Genomic DNA, 15,328 nt, shown 5'->3' on the forward strand with positions numbered 1-15,328 from the left:
TATACGCTTCTATCATACGTAAAATGAACGGTCTTTTTGAAAGAAAATACATCATTCAGGGCATTTTCATTGCTGTAGCGGCCATTATAGCCGCCCGCCTGTCTTATCTTCAATTGATCGACAAGTCGTATCTGCTTTCTGCCAACAACAACGTGTTGCGCAAGATGGTCATTTACCCGGCACGGGGCGTTATTCTCGATCGCAACGGCCAGGTGTTGGTCCAGAACGAACCCGTTTATGACCTGCTGGTGACACCACGGGAAGTCAAAGAACTGGACACCGCACTGCTGTGCGAGCTGGTGGGTATCGATAAAGAAGGCTTTGAACGGCGGATGGCCACCGCAAGAGCCTATTCGCCTTACAAAGCTTCGCAGTTTGAAAAACAACTTCCGGCCACCGCCTATGCCAAGCTACAGGAGCACCTGTACAAATTCAGAGGCTTTTACATTCAAAACCGTACGGTGCGCAGCTATCCCGACAGTATCGCAGCCCAATTTCTGGGCTACATCCAGGAGGTCAATGAACGCGACATCGAGCGGTCAAACGGCTTCTACCGGCCCGGCGACTATATTGGGGCCAGCGGTGTCGAGAGCGCTTACGAAGAGTTGCTACGTGGCCAGCGGGGTGTCAAGAATGTGATGGTCGATGCCTTCAACAGGCCCCAGGGATCCTTTGCCGAAGGCCGGTATGATACGTTGGCCGTAGCCGGCGACGGGCTGATTTCTTCCCTGGATAAAGATCTGCAAATCCTTGCCGAAAAGCTGATGCGCAACAAGATTGGCAGCGTTGTGGCCATCGAGCCAGCCACCGGCGAGATACTCACGTTTGTGAGCAGCCCCAGCTACGACCCCAACATGATGGTGGGCCGGGAGCGCGGCAACAACTATGCAAAACTGCTGCATGATCCGTACAAACCCATGTTTATACGGCCCATGCAGGCGCAATATCCGCCGGGATCGGTATTTAAGGTGGTGAGTGCACTTACCGCCCAGCAAGCGGGCATGATTGACGAGCACACCATATTCAACTGCCCGGGCGGGTACCGCTATGGGAGTGGGCGCGTCATGCGCTGCATGCACGTCGACGGCCCTACGCAGCTCATCAGATCCATCCAGCATTCCTGCAATACCTACTACGGTTACACCTACGCGCGAATGATCGATCAGCGAGGTATGCCATCGGCGCAAGCATACGGCCTTTGGCGCGACGCCGTCATGAAATTTGGCATCGGGCAACCATTGGGCATCGACCTACCCGGCGAAAAAGCCGGTTTGTTACCCAGCGCCGATTTTTACACCAAGCGGTATGGCAATGCAAAATGGGGTTCCAGCTACAACATCTCGCTATCTATCGGCCAGGGCGAAATGGGCATCACCCCCTTGCAGATGGCCAATGTCATGGCGATCGTAGCAAACAGGGGGTTTTACTACCGGCCACACCTGATTAAAGCCATCGGTGACAAAAAAATTGTCAAGCCCGAGTTTACCGAAAAAATATCCGCGGGAGTCGACGCGAAATATTATGAGCCTGTCATTGAAGGCATGAGCCGGGTGGTCAATCTGCCGGGTGGCACCGGATATTCGGTCCGGATTGCCGATATCGAGATGTGCGGAAAGACTGGTACGGCGCAAAATCCGCATGGGCAGGACCACGCTGTATTTTTCGCCTTCGCCCCCCGGGAAAACCCCAAAATCGCCATTGCCGTGGTCGTTGAAAATGCCGGCTTCGGCGGTACATGGGCAGGCCCTATCGCCAGCATGCTGATTGAGAAGTACCTGAAAGACACCATTACCCTTCCACAATATATCCAAGACCGGATATATAAAGCCGATCTGCTGCCTAAGCCCAAGACGGCAAAACCTCAGGAAGTGGTCAAATCGCCGCCCGCTAAGCCTTCCCAGCCAAGCAAATCACCAGAAGAAGAAGAAGAAGAAGTTTTATTTGTCCACCACAGCGCTTTAGCAAGAAGATATGACTAACCCCCATCGGCATAAGCTATTCGGCGGCGAAGTAGATTGGTTTACGATCATACTGTGGCTGCTGCTGTGTATCATTGGCTGGTTTAATATCCATGCCGCCGTTTTTGATCCGGATAACCCAGAGCTATTCAACATGAATACCAACTATGGCAAACAGTCCATCTACATCTTTTCGGCCATGGTTTTAGCCGTTACGATACTCATTGTCGATGCCAAATTTTACAGTTCCGTTTCGCCTATCCTCTACGTCATTACCATCCTGCTGCTTATTGCCGTACTCGTCATCGGGCGCAATGTAGGCGGCAATCAAGCGTGGATTCCCATCGGCAGTTTCCGGCTGCAGCCGTCGGAGTTCGCCAAGTTGGCCACTTGTTTGCTACTGGGCAGGTACCTCAGCACCCAAAGCACGAAAAACCCCAACCTCGGCACCCTACTTACCGGCGCATCGATTGTATTGCTGCCCGTTATGCTGGTATTACTCCAGCCTGACACCGGATCAGCGTTAGCGTTTTTTGCACTGGTGTTCGTTTTCTACCGGGAAGGCTATATATCCGGGCCGTGGATGCTTTTCGGCGCACTCTGTATCATGTTGTTTGTCCTCACGCTCGCTTTTAATCAATGGGTGATTATTTCGGTAATAGCCGTTGTCTGCGCGCTGGGGATCTATTATTTCCGGAAAAGGCGGAAAGCCATCACGAGCCTCATCATCTTTTTCGTCATATCCACCGCATATGTGTTTTGCGTAGACTTTGTCTACGAAAACGTCCTGCAATCTCACCAGCGCAACCGCATCGATGTCATCCTCGGCAAGATAGATGACCCCCGCGGCCAGGGTTACAACCTCAATCAGTCGATGATCGCCATCGGATCCGGACAATTTTGGGGCAAAGGATACCTTCAGGGTACGCAGACCAAATATAATTTTGTGCCCGAGCAGAGCACGGATTTTATTTTTTGCACGATTGGCGAGGAATGGGGGTTTGTGGGTTCCATGGTTGTCATCAGTCTATACCTGACGTTACTGTTGCGCATCGTCAACATTGCCGAGCGCCAGCGTACCGCATTCGCCCGCATCTACGCCTACGGTGTTGCGTCCATCCTGTTTTTCCATTTTGCCATTAATATCGGCATGACCATCGGTATCGTGCCCATCATCGGCATCCCCCTGCCCTTTATCAGCTATGGCGGCTCTTCGCTTTGGAGTTTTACGATCTTGCTTTTTATTATGCTCAAATTTGACGCAAACAAGAAAGGAATCGTTTAAAAAGGTTGACCAAATGCGAGGCCCCGCATGGGAAGCAGGGCACTACGCAAATGGCTGCACACATGAATGACGACAAATTTAATAGAATTAAAACAATATCCTAAAATATTTGTAATTTTTTTATTAATAATTGGCCTCGCTTATAAATCTTCCTGCTCTTTTACCGGAACGTTGCGAATAAAGTCATCATAGTACGGATTGTCCTGGTCCGAGTAGGTCCCGTAAGCGTTCAGCAGGTACCCTACCTGTCCGTCATCGGCCCTCACGGCATAAATGACAGCCATGTCCGCCGGATCGGATTCCCCTTCAAAGCGATACACCTTGATGATGGTCAGTTGGGATGGAGCATACACGTTGGGCCTGCCCTCAAAACAAGCCCCGTCTTTTGTAATGGTAAGTTCGCGGCCGTAGCCCTTTTCCTTAAGGCGCTCCATTACGGCAGCTATTGGAGTCATGGATCTGGATGTGCTCATCTGTGTCGTTGTTTATTAGGTTAGAACAAGCTTCCCTGCGTTATGTTTACCGGATAAACACGATCACGGTCTCAGCGGCGGAACCTCCCTTCGTCAGGGGGAAGCGGGCGCATTGAGAAACCGGCGCACGGCCAGCCCCGCCAGCCCTGCGAAGCCACTTACAGGGCCCACCACCAGCACCGCGATAATCAGTACCAGCACAATACCTGGCACAGCAGCCAATGCCGGCACACCCGCCGTGAATATACCGGCCACCTTGGTTGCCAGGTCAACCCCGGAATTGAAGTGAAGATAGAGTGCGTACCCCATCCACAACGTTATGCCGGCCATCGCCGGCGTCCAAAACGCCTGCGATGCGCTCGTCGACTTCCACCAGCACACCGCAAAACAAACCGGGGCGATGGTCCACCATGGACCGACAACAGCCAACAGCCCCGCTATGACCACGATTAGTACGAATAACATACCCCTTCTCATTTTGTTGGTTTCAATGCCATGCGGCGTTGCAGCCTGTCCGACGGCTCATCCGCACGCTTCATAAACAATAGTGTGTCCAGCTCGCCCTGTGCCCAGCGATCGATCATGTTGTCGTAGTACCGGCTTCCGGGGTTGCCCGACTGGCCACCCGGATACAGCCCGTATGCCACCGGCCATTCCTTATCCAGTTGCACCACCATCCGCCATGACGGACCGTTTGTACGCGATGTGGCATTGACCACACTGCTGCCCCCGCCATTGTTGACGCCGATACGGCCGAATGACCTGAAGTTAGGCACCAGGTGCATGATGCGCGTCCCTTTCACCTTGCCCAGCGCCCATGTACGCGCCGAAATATCGCCAAGGCGTTCACGCATATGCTTCACGGTGATGTTGAAGCTCTCCCGTATGATGTCATCCAGCGTTTCCACCGTATCCGGTGTATTCACATTGTCGAACCACGGCGCATCCGGTTCGTTGTTGATGAGCTCAAACGTACGGTCGAGGCTGGGGAATAAGAAATCGTCATCCCGCGGAAACTCATCCTCCCAGATCGCCGCCATCAGGTTGTCCAGCCAACTTTCAAAAATAGCCGCCCCTACGGCGTCCGCGTCATTCCGGCGGTTCCAGCGCTCCACGGCATCAAATTCGGCTGATCTGCGGATGGAATCCGCTGCCGCCAATGCCTTCATCAACCGCGGAAGCACCCGTCTTGCATCCACATTGTAATTATCATTCTGCAACGCACGCAGGCTATCAGCTGTTGCGTCTGTCATCGCTTCCAAGCGTTCATTGATGCGGATAGCCCTGGCCGGATGTGCAAACCGCCAATCGAGGTAGTACGGATAGGTCGTATCAGTGGGCGATTGGTTCGCCGAGCTGACGAAGCCCCGCGATGGATTCCGTACCGCGGGATTCTGCTCCTTTGGTATCCACCCCTGCCAGTCGTGCGATGCGAGGGTGCCATCCAGCAGATACTTGCCCTGCCCCTTCCATTTCAAGGGCAGTTTGCCGGCAGCCGCGAGGGCGATATCACCGCCATTGCTGGAAAAGACGAAATTCTGGGCCGGTGCCGTAAAATAGCCAAGCGCTTCACGGTAGTCGTCGTAGTCCGTGCCACGGTTGAGGTAATAAAAAGCAAGCATATCCGAATCATCCGTCTCGTTCGTTACCCAGCGCATTGCGTAGCCCGGCGGTACCCGATCAGTATTGGTCGGGTCGGCCTTATGGTACACAACCGGCCCATGATGCGTGTAGTATAGCGTGTCGTACACCGTCCGGCCACCCTTCAGGCTGAAGGTTTCGATGTGCCTCGTTGCCGGCTTCCATTGACCATCATGCCGGTACTCGCGAAAGGTCGAGTCCCTGAACTGAATGCGGTAGAAATCCATCACATCCGGCCCCAGGTTAGTGACTCCCCAAGCAATATCCTTATTAAAGCCGATGATGATATTCGGCGTACCCGGCAATGCCACGCCATAGACATTCACGCCTGGCGCGGCGAGCTGCATCTGGTACCAGATAGACGGCAAGGTTAGCTGCAAGTGCGGGTCATTCGCCAGGATGGGCAGCCCCGTAGCCGACTTGGTGCCACTCACGGCCCAGTTATTGCTCCCTATCTCAGGGCGCGGTGCAGGCATGTAGAAACTCAATAAGTCACTGTCCGGCAACGCCGTCACCCGCTCCGGCACGACGGGTCTTGGTACGGGCGAAAATTCCCATTCCGTTCCTTCCGGTATCGCGGGTGATTCCAATGCGGGATAGTCCGGAAAAAGGTTGGCCACCACATCAGCGCCATATCTTGCCAACACCTTGGTCAACCCGTAGTCATAGCTACCCCCGTTCAACGTATTCCGCATATTCATCAGCATCAAGATAGACTTATATGGCGTCCACCGCTCAGGACTGTAGTTCAACAGTTTGTATTCCACGGGCAGGTCACGGTAAGTCAGCTGTTCGATATATGCATTTACGCCCGCCGCATAAGCTTCCAGCATCCGGTTTGCCAACGTATCGGCCTTCAATTTCTCGGCGATGGTTGCAGCCGATCGCGCCATGCCGATACGGCGGTTAAACCGGTCATAAGCCAAGGCGGCCCCGCCCACCACCTCCGAGAGCCTTCCTGAGGCAACCAGTGTATAAAATTCCATCTGCCAGAGGCGATCCCGGGCGATGACATACCCCTGAGCGAAATACAGGTCCGCATCATTTTGTGCAAAAATATGCGGTACGGCATTGTCATCGTAATATACCGTTACTTCTTCCGCAATCCCTTTCAGCAAGATTTCTTCATCCTGCCGGCTGTGTCCAGCCACCGCATGCTGTAAAAAGCCTTCAAACGGGCTGAAGACCTTACCCAATGGCGGCACCATGCCCCACGAACGGTTAAACACATAAAGCAGCGCGAGCGCGGCAAATAGCGGCCAAAAATGCTTGATGAATCTCATTATCATTTAGGTGTCATTTCAAAGGCACGTATTGTCACCCAAACATAATCAAAGCGCGCGAAACACGCAAATCCAGCGCTTAAAAAAACAACCTTGTGCCGACTATGTTAGTAAAAGCGTATGGAAAGTCCACTATTTGATGTCCTTGTTGTCGGCGGAAGCTTTTCGGGCCTTTCCGCCGCGCTGACGCTTGCGCGTTCCGGCCGCCGCCTGTTGATTGTCGACGATGACGCCCCCTGCAACAAAACCAGTGAAAAGGCGTACAACCTGCTCACCAATGACGGTTTAAGTCCACATGAAATCAAGGCCAAAGCCATTGCCGATGTTAGGAAATACCCATCGGCACACTTCAGCCCAGGTACTGTTGCCGAAATAGCTGTCGGCTCGCCCTTCTTGGTAAAAACAACCGGCGGACAGGCCTACCGTTCCCAAACCGTCCTCCTCTGTACGGGCATGGCCGATATCATTCCCGATATCCCCGGATTTGCTGCCTGCTGGGGCAAATCCATCATCCACTGCCCCTATTGCCACGCCTATGAGCAGCAAGCCAGCCACGTAGCCATGTTTGGAAACAGCGATGACGATGTCGCTCTTGCAGGCCTCCTGAAGACCTGGAACAAAGGTGTCACGCTGCTCACCAACGGTCGCCCGGTATCTACCGATCAGCAGCAGTTGCTAGACAAACAACAGCTATCCGTTATCACCGCGCCCGTATCCGGGCTCCGCCACCATGATGGCCAGCTTCTCGCCGTATTGTTTGACGGCCATGAGCCGTTCAACATACGCGATCTCTTTGTCAACCCGCTAGCCAAGCAGCATTCCCCTCTGGCCGAGCAGAGCGGTTGCGAGCTCATCGAAAACGGATTAATTAGGGTAGATGACTTCCACCGTACCACCGTGCCGGGCATCTACGCCGCCGGCGACTGCTGTACCGCATTCCGCACCATTTCCACGGCCATTGCGTCCGGCACCCAGGCGGGCATCTTCATCCATCAGGACCTGCACAAAAATTACCTCAAGGCCCTCATGGAAGACGGGTAGTTTGCCGCCCATTTAGGCTGCGCAATGAAGAGATTGTACCATGCCTTGGACAAAAACAAATTACCCCGTTTCGATGAAGAACCTGCCCGTTGCAGTTCGCAACAAGGCCGTGGAAATTGCGAATGCCCTGCTTGATGAAATCCTATTATGGCTGAGACTCATCCGGCTGGATGGTAAGCACGGTATCCGTAAATGAGCGCAATCGCACGGTACCGCTAAAATCCCCTTTAAAAAATTCGATGACCTGGCAGCGTACGGCAGACTTTAGTGACAGCTCATCGTCGCCCATGGCTACAAGTCCGAAATTTCCTTCTATCGCCGTGAAGCCGCCTCCCTCTCTCCTATATATAACAAATATCAACTCGTTGATTTTACCTAACAACTTTTTCATCTTATTGACTTATTTCTTCACCCCCCGAAGGAAGTGATAATCCGACAATATGCCGGGCAATAGCTAGCCCCGGTTTGGCCAACTTCGTGGTTGGTCTTAACCGAGCTTCAGCCCTTGCCGTAGATGTAAACTACATCCGGCACACGCAAAATCACCTAACAACTATCAACAAGAAACTACAGGGGGGGCACGGAGTCCGTTTGAATGTAGATAGACTTTTTCTACATGAGGTTTGGGCAATGAAAAATATTGACAACGGAAAACAGCTGCGGGCGGATAACCGATGGCTATCCTATCGGTTTTCGGTGAAGCGGCAACTGTTTGCTGCTTGGCGTACTGCGATGTGAAGGTAGGCGCATATGCATGGGAATGGTCATTAAGGGAATGAGTCGTCAACAACCTGTCCAGTATGCCTTCTTCAGCACTTTCGCAAACGGAGTGATCATGCGGGTGGTGCCAGGCATGATCATGGGGATGAACATGCGGAAAAGCATCGTGCCCAATGATGAGCACCATGGCCAGCAACATCAATCCTACCTTTAACCTTCTTGGCATACCCATTTCAAGTGGCAAAGATAAGAAATTGCTTGGAGCCAGCCATACAGACGTCCGTTTGTTTACTTACCTTTGCATACGATGAGCGCAAACACGGTATCCCAAGCCACCAAGATTGCTTTACTTGACGCGTGCAAGGCGTACGTTGATCAACGAACGGCGAATGCTTTGCAAGCCATCGCTTCTGCGAGCGACGCGGCCGCGGATGACACCAAAAGCAGTGCAGGCGACAAATTTGAAACAACACGGGAAATGATGCAGCAAGAACTTAACCGGCATCAACAGCTCTTGACGGATGCACAACGCATGGCCAAGGTGCTGGCGGATCTGGACGTTCGCATACATACCGAACCTGTTAAACTCGGCAGCGTGGTGGAAACAAATCACGGCATGTTTTTTATCGCCGTAAGTGTAGGTCAGCTACAAATTGACGGAACGACATATCGGGTAATTTCTTCGGCATCTCCCCTGGGGCAACGGCTTATCGGCTTAAACGCGGGCGAGGCGATTACGTTCAACGGCACAGCGTACCGGGTAACCCATGTCTGCTGATATGGGGTATTTTTTTACTTTGTATACGTTGACCGGTATTTCCCGACGATTTTGATGACCACCGGCACCGTAACGACAACAATGATGGCGACGACCAGATAGTGAAGGTAGGGCCGCAAAAACGGCATGCTTCCGATGAGATAACCGGCAAACGCGAAAGCGAGAATCCATCCCACCGATCCCATCAAGGCGAAGGCGATGACGCGACTGAACTTGAGCCTGACGATGCCGGCAACGATTGGTCCGAAGGTCCGGATCAACGGAAAGAATATGCCGATGGACAAAGCGAACGCGCCGTATTTTTTATAAAACTTTTCGGCCGCCGATAAGTGCTGCCTTTTGAAAAATCTGGAATCCGGCCTGCGGTATACCAGCGGACCGGCCTTATAACCGATGACATAACCCGTCATGTTGCCCAATAACGCAGCGAGAACACCTAAACTGCATAGCGTGAAAAGGCTATGCTCAAACAGTCCATTGGCGATCAATACGCCCGCCATAAAAACGAACGCGCCGCTCGGTACGAAAAAACAGAAAAAAAGCCCAATTTGCCCGTAGATTGCCAGGAGAATGAGCAGTAACCCACCGAATTGAATCAAAGCCTCGACGTCAAACATCTTGCCGTTAAAGATAAAGAATCCCGGCAAAACCAGCGGACAAAATTACCGCTAATGCGTACGCATGTATCCACACAATTTACACCTTAAAATTTTATAGCCACCTATTTTAAACCTATATGTATTTTACATTTCATCGTATTTTCATCGTAAAGTCATCGTATTTTCATCGTATTTTATACGATAAAAATAGGTTCTTTTTATGTTATTCTAATGATTTTAAGTAAAATTCAACCAATTTCTATTTAACTTTTACCACGTATTATTTGGCCAAACAGATAGAATTGCGTATACTTACCGTGTAAAAGCCATGTTCATTATCCCCGCATGGACGACATTTTTACATTGAAGCTATGGGCATCATCAAAAAAGGCATCAACGGACCATTCAAAGGCAAAGCGGGCAGTGTGATAGGAAGCAGTTGGAAAAAGATTAGCTACATCAAAGGGTTGCAACTGAAGAAAAGCGCCAAGCGAAAGCCTTCGCCCGAACAGGCGATCCAGCAACAGCGGTTTAAGCTACTTAACGATTTTCTGAGACCACTTTCCCAGATACTGGAAATCAGCCTGAAACCGCTCTTAACGAAGACCACGGGAGTAAACGCGGCATTTAGTCTGAATTATGATCACGCCTTCCTTGTGGATGGCGAGCATACGTCGTTAAACTATAAAGCCATGCAGTTCAGCCATGGATCACTGTGCACCGCCGGCGCTGAAAAGGCGTGGCGCGAAAATGACCAGGTCACGGTCACTTGGCATACAAAAACCTATGGCATGGGCGGTGAAATGGATGATGTGGCCTACGCATTGGTGTATTGCCCAGAAACTGACCGATTTTTTGGGAGTACGGCGGAGCAGATCAGGCAAGACGGTATGGCAACCGTCGATCTCAGTGGCAATAACGGTACGGAGCTGCACACCTGGCTGTTCTTCGTGGACAAACGCCAGAAGCGGGCCTCCCCGACCGTGTACATCCCCCTTTCGTCAAGCAAACCTTAAAAACCAGCCGATATGGATCTTCTTTACGATCGCAACGTCCCCAAAAAGTCGGATAAATCCTATGGAAAGCTTGCCGTTCAACAGCGGATGCGCTTGGCCATGGCATTCCTCAACCCCTTACGCCCGGTCATCGCTGAAAGCTGGTTGAGCAGAGGCCGGGGCAGCAAAAAGAAAGCTTTCGGCCAGGCGCTCAAAAAATTGATGCAGGATGCACTGGAGGGCGATTATCCCGACCAGCACGTTATCCCCGACCGGGTGGATATCAGCATGGGCATACTTCCCGGGCTGTTGGTTAGGGAGGCCGTACACAGTGAGCAGACACTGGAGGTTTATTTTTCCAGCAAAGACACCCCCTTAGCCCGGGCCACCGACGAGGTGGTGTTGGTGGTATACAATCCCGGACGAGGTGTCGCGGCTCGCAACACACACGTTTGCAACCGTAATGAGGGGTATATCAAGGTTGACTTGCCGCCTCAATTGTGGTCGGCGCCCTTCCACGTTTACCTGTTCGCACACAGCGCAAGCAAAAAACAATACAGTAAAAATGTGTACATCGGGCAGTTGGGACCATGACGGGACAGGGGTATAAACTACGTCGTATAAGGATGTTGCCAGGGCTTCCGGTAAGACCGCCGCAATAACGCAGTGGCCTCGGGGTCGTCCAGGCATACTTTCGTTTGCGGATCATAGACCAGTGGGCGGTTTAATTGCATCGACAGGTTGGCCAATATACAACTGGCCGTTGATATGTGCCCTTCCTCGATATCCGCGACGGGCAAACGATCATGTTGAATAGCTGAAAGGAGATCCTGCATATGCCGCCGCGTGGCCGGTGCTGTATGCAGTTCAATCCGGGGCTCGTCTATGTCTTCCGGAAATTCGTCCCGCTCGTAAACCACATCTTTGGCAATCCGGTCGCCTTGGCCGGCAGGAATAAACTCGTACTTCATCACACTCCCCTTCAGGGTACCTTTATCTCCATAAATAATAAATGCCCACGGATATTCAGGATCAGCCGGAGTGCCCCATGTGCGATGCTGCCATATACAGTTGAGCTCGTCGTATTCAAAAACCGCCGTCTGGGTGTCGGCAATGGTCGACTTCCCGCCTTTCTGAACGTAAATCCCCCCGGTTGCACTGATCCGCTTCGGCCAGTCAAGTTGCAGCAACCAGCGCACCGTGTCAAACATATGGATACACATATCGCCGGTGATTCCGTTCCCGTATTCCATAAAAGTCCGCCACCAACTGCCGTGCGGCAATCCATCGTATGGACGTAGGGGCGCTGGGCCGGTCCACATTTCATAGTCGAGAAATTCGGGTACCGGAGCCAATGGGGGGTTCCCATCCTTCCGCATATGATAATAGCAGCATAGCTCCACGTGTGATACGTTGCCGAGCAAGCCTTTGTCGATCACATTTTCTTTGGCGTCAATCAGATGTGGCGTGCTTCTCCGTTGTGTACCTACCTGTACTTTTCTATTGTACTTCCGTGCGGCGGCAAGTATAGCTTCCCCTTCGAGTACATCGACGCTAACCGGCTTTTGTAAATAAAGGTGCGCTCCGGCCATCATGGCGTCAATCGCCTGCCGGGCATGCCAGTGATCCGGGGTACCGATGAGCACGAGATCCAATGGATGATCGGCCAGCATCTTCCTATAATCACTATACATTGCCGGAACCTTCCTGGAGGCTTGCCGTTCACTAATGAGCCGGCCTGCCTCCTCCAGGTGATTGCGGTCTACATCGCACACGGCAACGACGTCAACGTCACTTACCTGAATGAGTCTGAACAGGTCGCTTTTCCCATACCAACCGGCGCCGATTAAACCCACCCGCAGTTTGTTGGGTGTATTTGCAAAGGGGCCTCCTTTAGCCTGTAGGGCAGCCAATGCTAAAACAGCGTTGGCACCTTGAATGAATTTTCGACGGTTCAGCTTAAAATTGGTCATAATTTATTGGTTACGTTCTATGATAGGGCCGAGCCCCATATCTTCCGTAGGCTAAAATAATGTTTTTCGCCGATTTCTGCTATACCCATGTTTGGAATTGCAACTCAAAATAGGAGACTTTTTATGCAGCCGCGGAAAATACCGCTCGGTTCTCCTTTATGGATCGTATATTAGCTAAATTTCTTTTTAGTAAGATGTGTATATCCGTATTTTATTATCGCCAAGTTGTAGTAGTAATCAGGAATATATTATACTTATTAAGTTTAATATATTTTCTTGTGGGTTGTCAAAATCCAACTGATCATTCTGTCGCATTGAATATCGACCTGCACAAACAGCAAGGTATAATTAAGAAATATTTGCTAGATAGTGCAAGACAATACAGTTATTATTCCAAAGAATGGCAAAAGTACATCGACATGGGCCTACAGGAAGATTCGACAATCGCTTACTTGTGGCAACAAAAGGCCATGCCACTCTTTAAGCAGGGCAAGTATGAATTGGGAATGCAGTATCTGGACAAAGCGGTGTATTATGATAGGTCCAGTTGGCTGAGTTACAGGGCATTCATCAAATGTATTTTCGCTAAAACCTATAGGGCTGCGATTGCTGATTTTGAAGAATGCATGAGCTACGATGGAAATAGCCATGTGATGGATCACTCATATCGGTTTTACATTGCACTTAGCCTATTACAACTGAATGAGTTCCAGAACGCGGAGGCTCTATTCAAGGAAGAAATAGATCAAATGCAGAAAGAAAGAGGCGAGGAATGGGTTCACCACCTTGAACTCTTTTATTACGGTATTTCACTGTATGAACAAAGAAAATATGAATCCGCTGTGGAAGCGTTTGATCGCGCCTTAAACAATTACCACCGGTTTTCTGATGTGAAGTACTACAAGGCCATTTCATTAGCTCATCTTGGCAAAACCGAAGAGGCTTCTGCTATACTTGAAGAAGCCAAATTCGACAGAAGTGACGGGTATACCATAACTGAGGATAACGTTATCTACGAACGTTATCCTTACCAAGTCAGATGGGATCAGCATGGGTTACATCAATAAAGACGAGGCTGTAAAAGATAAAACGGTTTACGAGAGGAGGCGTTTACCGCGGTAGCGTTCCTAGCGCCGTATTTAAACCTGACAGGTCTAAGAAACATTTATCTTAAATTTGGGACTGGAGATTGGACAATGACAAAGAAAACAAATTCCATACCTGTACATCTAATGACAGCTGGGTTTAGCACAACTGGTGTTATCATTGGAAAAATGACAAACAGCGATTTTCATTTATACGAACGGTTTGAGGGTTTCCAACATATAAAACAGTCACACAGACTGTAAGCTTCCCTGAAAAAAAGACTGTTAGAGAATAGAAAAATGATTGATAACTTTAACGGTGTATTATGAAAGGGAAACGATTCAAACCGGAGCAGATCAGCAGGATCCTTAAGGAGTTCGAGGCAGGAAAAAGCGTTCAGGAACTCACGCGAGAACATGGTGTTAGTGCCGCCTCATTTTACAAATGGCGGCAGCGATACGGCGGGCTTGACGGCAGCGAGCTGAAACGTGTGAAAGAACTTGAGGAAGAAAACCGTAAGCTTAAGCGTATGTATGCAGAGCTTGCCCTGGATTTAGAGGCGGCCAGGGAAGTGATTGCAAAAAAGCTTTGAAGCCCTGCCAGAAAAAACAGATTGCCCAGGAATTGATGGAGTCAGGGAAAGGCATCAGCAGGGCGTGCCGGGTGTTGGGATTGAGCAAGACGTGTTACTATTATAACAGTATACGTGACGATAGCGATGTGGAATCAGCCCTACGTCAGAAAGCGGAGGATTTCCCGCGTGAAGGTTTCTGGAAAGCGTTCAGGAGATTACGCCGGGAGGGCCATTGCTGGAACCACAAGCGCGTCCACCGGGTATACAGGCTCATTGGACTGAACATCAGGAGGAAAGCAAAGCGGCGGTTGCCGCAAAGGATAAAGCAGCCGCTTGTTAAACCCATATCGCCCAACGACACCTGGTCTATGGACTTTATGAGCGACGCACTAAGCAATGGCCGACGGTTCCGTTCTTTCAACGTAATGGATGATTTCAACAGGGAAGCGCTGCATATCGAAGTGGACTATTCCCTGCGCAGTTCCCGGGTCGTCTGGGTATTGAACCACCTGATCAAACGCAGGGGTAAGCCGGGGAAAATCAGGATGGACAACGGCCCGGAGTTCATATCCCAGCTTTTAACGGAATGGAGTATGGTCAACGGCATTGAGTTTATCTACATTCAGCCCGGCAAGCCCACGCAGAACGGTTTTGTGGAAAGATTGAACGGGACCTACCGCGATAATGTGCTGGACTGTTACCTGTTTGACACCCTGGATGAAGTGAGGGAAATTACCTGGCAATGGATGGATGACTACAACAATCACAGACCGCACGACAGCCTGGGTAATATGTCGCCAACGGAATATGCTACTCTTTCGGCTTTTGAAGGCGATAAACAGGCGTGTTAGGGCAGTTAGGTTTAGGTTAATTTGATGAGAATTTTGTAAAATTACGCAGTCTTAATTGGGGGAAGCCGACA

The 15,328-nt window shown here is 50.8% G+C and carries 15 protein-coding genes; 8 read left to right on the forward strand and 7 right to left on the reverse strand.

The features are described from left to right. Window positions 1-23: 23 nt before the first annotated feature. Window positions 24-1,979, forward strand: a complete 1,956-nt coding sequence (mrdA, locus tag B5X72_RS06440) for a penicillin-binding protein 2 (RefSeq protein WP_079715975.1) — start codon at window positions 24-26, stop codon at window positions 1,977-1,979. Beyond that, the gene (gene rodA, locus B5X72_RS06445; RefSeq protein ID WP_079715976.1) at window positions 1,972-3,243 is read left to right on the forward strand and encodes a rod shape-determining protein RodA; all 1,272 of its coding nucleotides are present in this window, start codon (window positions 1,972-1,974) and stop codon (window positions 3,241-3,243) included. Before mrdA ends, rodA begins: the two co-directional genes overlap by 8 nt. Window positions 3,244-3,383: 140 nt before the next feature. Here the strand turns inward: rodA and B5X72_RS06450 are convergent, their stop codons facing one another. The 3 genes from B5X72_RS06450 to B5X72_RS06460 all read right to left on the reverse strand — a co-directional run bounded on the left by B5X72_RS06450 (window position 3,384) and on the right by B5X72_RS06460 (window position 6,640). Then, window positions 3,384-3,716 (reverse strand): hypothetical protein, encoded by a 333-nt coding sequence (locus B5X72_RS06450; protein WP_139378556.1) that lies wholly within the window; start codon window positions 3,714-3,716, stop codon window positions 3,384-3,386. A 93-nt stretch (window positions 3,717-3,809) separates the two neighbouring features. Beyond that, window positions 3,810-4,181, reverse strand: coding sequence for a hypothetical protein (locus B5X72_RS06455; RefSeq protein WP_079715978.1), 372 nt, complete (start codon window positions 4,179-4,181; stop codon window positions 3,810-3,812). A gap of 8 nt (window positions 4,182-4,189) precedes the next feature. Beyond that, window positions 4,190-6,640, reverse strand: coding sequence for a penicillin acylase family protein (locus B5X72_RS06460; RefSeq protein ID WP_079715979.1), 2,451 nt, complete (start codon window positions 6,638-6,640; stop codon window positions 4,190-4,192). A gap of 120 nt (window positions 6,641-6,760) precedes the next feature. Between B5X72_RS06460 and B5X72_RS06465 the strand changes: the two genes are divergently transcribed. Beyond that, window positions 6,761-7,681 (forward strand): NAD(P)/FAD-dependent oxidoreductase, encoded by a 921-nt coding sequence (locus tag B5X72_RS06465; RefSeq protein WP_079715980.1) that lies wholly within the window; start codon window positions 6,761-6,763, stop codon window positions 7,679-7,681. A 145-nt stretch (window positions 7,682-7,826) separates the two neighbouring features. On the opposite strand, the gene B5X72_RS20515 is transcribed toward B5X72_RS06465, so the two are convergent. Both B5X72_RS20515 and B5X72_RS20910 read right to left on the reverse strand, forming a co-directional pair. Further along, window positions 7,827-8,072: a hypothetical protein gene (locus B5X72_RS20515; protein WP_139378557.1), complete on the reverse strand. Its 246-nt coding sequence runs from the start codon at window positions 8,070-8,072 to the stop codon at window positions 7,827-7,829. Window positions 8,073-8,237: 165 nt separating this feature from the next. Then, window positions 8,238-8,627 (reverse strand): hypothetical protein, encoded by a 390-nt coding sequence (locus B5X72_RS20910; RefSeq protein ID WP_139378558.1) that lies wholly within the window; start codon window positions 8,625-8,627, stop codon window positions 8,238-8,240. 81 nt (window positions 8,628-8,708) lie between these two features. On the opposite strand from B5X72_RS20910, the gene B5X72_RS06475 reads away from it, so the two are divergent. Then, window positions 8,709-9,179, forward strand: coding sequence for a hypothetical protein (locus tag B5X72_RS06475; RefSeq protein WP_079715982.1), 471 nt, complete (start codon window positions 8,709-8,711; stop codon window positions 9,177-9,179). Window positions 9,180-9,193: 14 nt separating this feature from the next. Here the strand turns inward: B5X72_RS06475 and B5X72_RS06480 are convergent, their stop codons facing one another. Then, window positions 9,194-9,796, reverse strand: a complete 603-nt coding sequence (locus B5X72_RS06480; RefSeq protein ID WP_079715983.1) for a DedA family protein — start codon at window positions 9,794-9,796, stop codon at window positions 9,194-9,196. A gap of 353 nt (window positions 9,797-10,149) precedes the next feature. On the opposite strand from B5X72_RS06480, the gene B5X72_RS06485 reads away from it, so the two are divergent. Together B5X72_RS06485 and B5X72_RS06490 are read left to right on the forward strand one after the other, a co-directional pair. Next, a complete protein-coding gene (locus B5X72_RS06485) occupies window positions 10,150-10,794 on the forward strand; it encodes a DUF6266 family protein (protein WP_079715984.1) in 645 nt (214 codons plus the stop codon). A gap of 12 nt (window positions 10,795-10,806) precedes the next feature. Beyond that, window positions 10,807-11,367 (forward strand): DUF6266 family protein, encoded by a 561-nt coding sequence (locus B5X72_RS06490; RefSeq protein ID WP_079715985.1) that lies wholly within the window; start codon window positions 10,807-10,809, stop codon window positions 11,365-11,367. Between the two features lie 17 nt (window positions 11,368-11,384). On the opposite strand, the gene B5X72_RS06495 is transcribed toward B5X72_RS06490, so the two are convergent. Then, the gene (locus B5X72_RS06495; RefSeq protein WP_079715986.1) at window positions 11,385-12,746 is read right to left on the reverse strand and encodes a Gfo/Idh/MocA family protein; all 1,362 of its coding nucleotides are present in this window, start codon (window positions 12,744-12,746) and stop codon (window positions 11,385-11,387) included. 359 nt (window positions 12,747-13,105) lie between these two features. Here B5X72_RS06495 and B5X72_RS06500 point away from each other — a divergent pair, with 359 nt between their 5' ends. Then, the gene (locus B5X72_RS06500; RefSeq protein WP_217698098.1) at window positions 13,106-13,813 is read left to right on the forward strand and encodes a tetratricopeptide repeat protein; all 708 of its coding nucleotides are present in this window, start codon (window positions 13,106-13,108) and stop codon (window positions 13,811-13,813) included. 344 nt (window positions 13,814-14,157) lie between these two features. Beyond that, window positions 14,158-15,257 (forward strand): IS3 family transposase gene (locus tag B5X72_RS06505; RefSeq protein WP_139378560.1). Its coding sequence is split into 2 segments (ribosomal slippage): window positions 14,158-14,410 and window positions 14,410-15,257, totalling 1,101 coding nucleotides; the frame shifts between segments, so codons are not numbered across the junction. Window positions 15,258-15,328: the final 71 nt, after the last annotated feature.

The sequence above is a fragment of the Parapedobacter luteus genome, assembly GCF_900168055.1.
Taxonomy (GTDB): domain Bacteria; phylum Bacteroidota; class Bacteroidia; order Sphingobacteriales; family Sphingobacteriaceae; genus Parapedobacter; species Parapedobacter luteus.

Bases quoted from the DNA above. Each gene is read 5' to 3' on its own strand.
- mrdA (WP_079715975.1), top strand. From the start codon at position 24: ATGAACGGTCTTTTTGAAAGAAAATACATCATTCAGGGCATTTTCATT.
- rodA (WP_079715976.1), top strand. From the start codon at position 1,972: ATGACTAACCCCCATCGGCATAAGCTATTCGGCGGCGAAGTAGATTGG.
- B5X72_RS06450 (WP_139378556.1), bottom strand. From the start codon at position 3,716: ATGAGCACATCCAGATCCATGACTCCAATAGCTGCCGTAATGGAGCGC.
- B5X72_RS06455 (WP_079715978.1), bottom strand. From the start codon at position 4,181: ATGTTATTCGTACTAATCGTGGTCATAGCGGGGCTGTTGGCTGTTGTC.
- B5X72_RS06460 (WP_079715979.1), bottom strand. From the start codon at position 6,640: ATGAGATTCATCAAGCATTTTTGGCCGCTATTTGCCGCGCTCGCGCTG.
- B5X72_RS06465 (WP_079715980.1), top strand. From the start codon at position 6,761: ATGGAAAGTCCACTATTTGATGTCCTTGTTGTCGGCGGAAGCTTTTCG.
- B5X72_RS20515 (WP_139378557.1), bottom strand. From the start codon at position 8,072: ATGAAAAAGTTGTTAGGTAAAATCAACGAGTTGATATTTGTTATATAT.
- B5X72_RS20910 (WP_139378558.1), bottom strand. From the start codon at position 8,627: ATGCCAAGAAGGTTAAAGGTAGGATTGATGTTGCTGGCCATGGTGCTC.
- B5X72_RS06475 (WP_079715982.1), top strand. From the start codon at position 8,709: ATGAGCGCAAACACGGTATCCCAAGCCACCAAGATTGCTTTACTTGAC.
- B5X72_RS06480 (WP_079715983.1), bottom strand. From the start codon at position 9,796: ATGTTTGACGTCGAGGCTTTGATTCAATTCGGTGGGTTACTGCTCATT.
- B5X72_RS06485 (WP_079715984.1), top strand. From the start codon at position 10,150: ATGGGCATCATCAAAAAAGGCATCAACGGACCATTCAAAGGCAAAGCG.
- B5X72_RS06490 (WP_079715985.1), top strand. From the start codon at position 10,807: ATGGATCTTCTTTACGATCGCAACGTCCCCAAAAAGTCGGATAAATCC.
- B5X72_RS06495 (WP_079715986.1), bottom strand. From the start codon at position 12,746: ATGACCAATTTTAAGCTGAACCGTCGAAAATTCATTCAAGGTGCCAAC.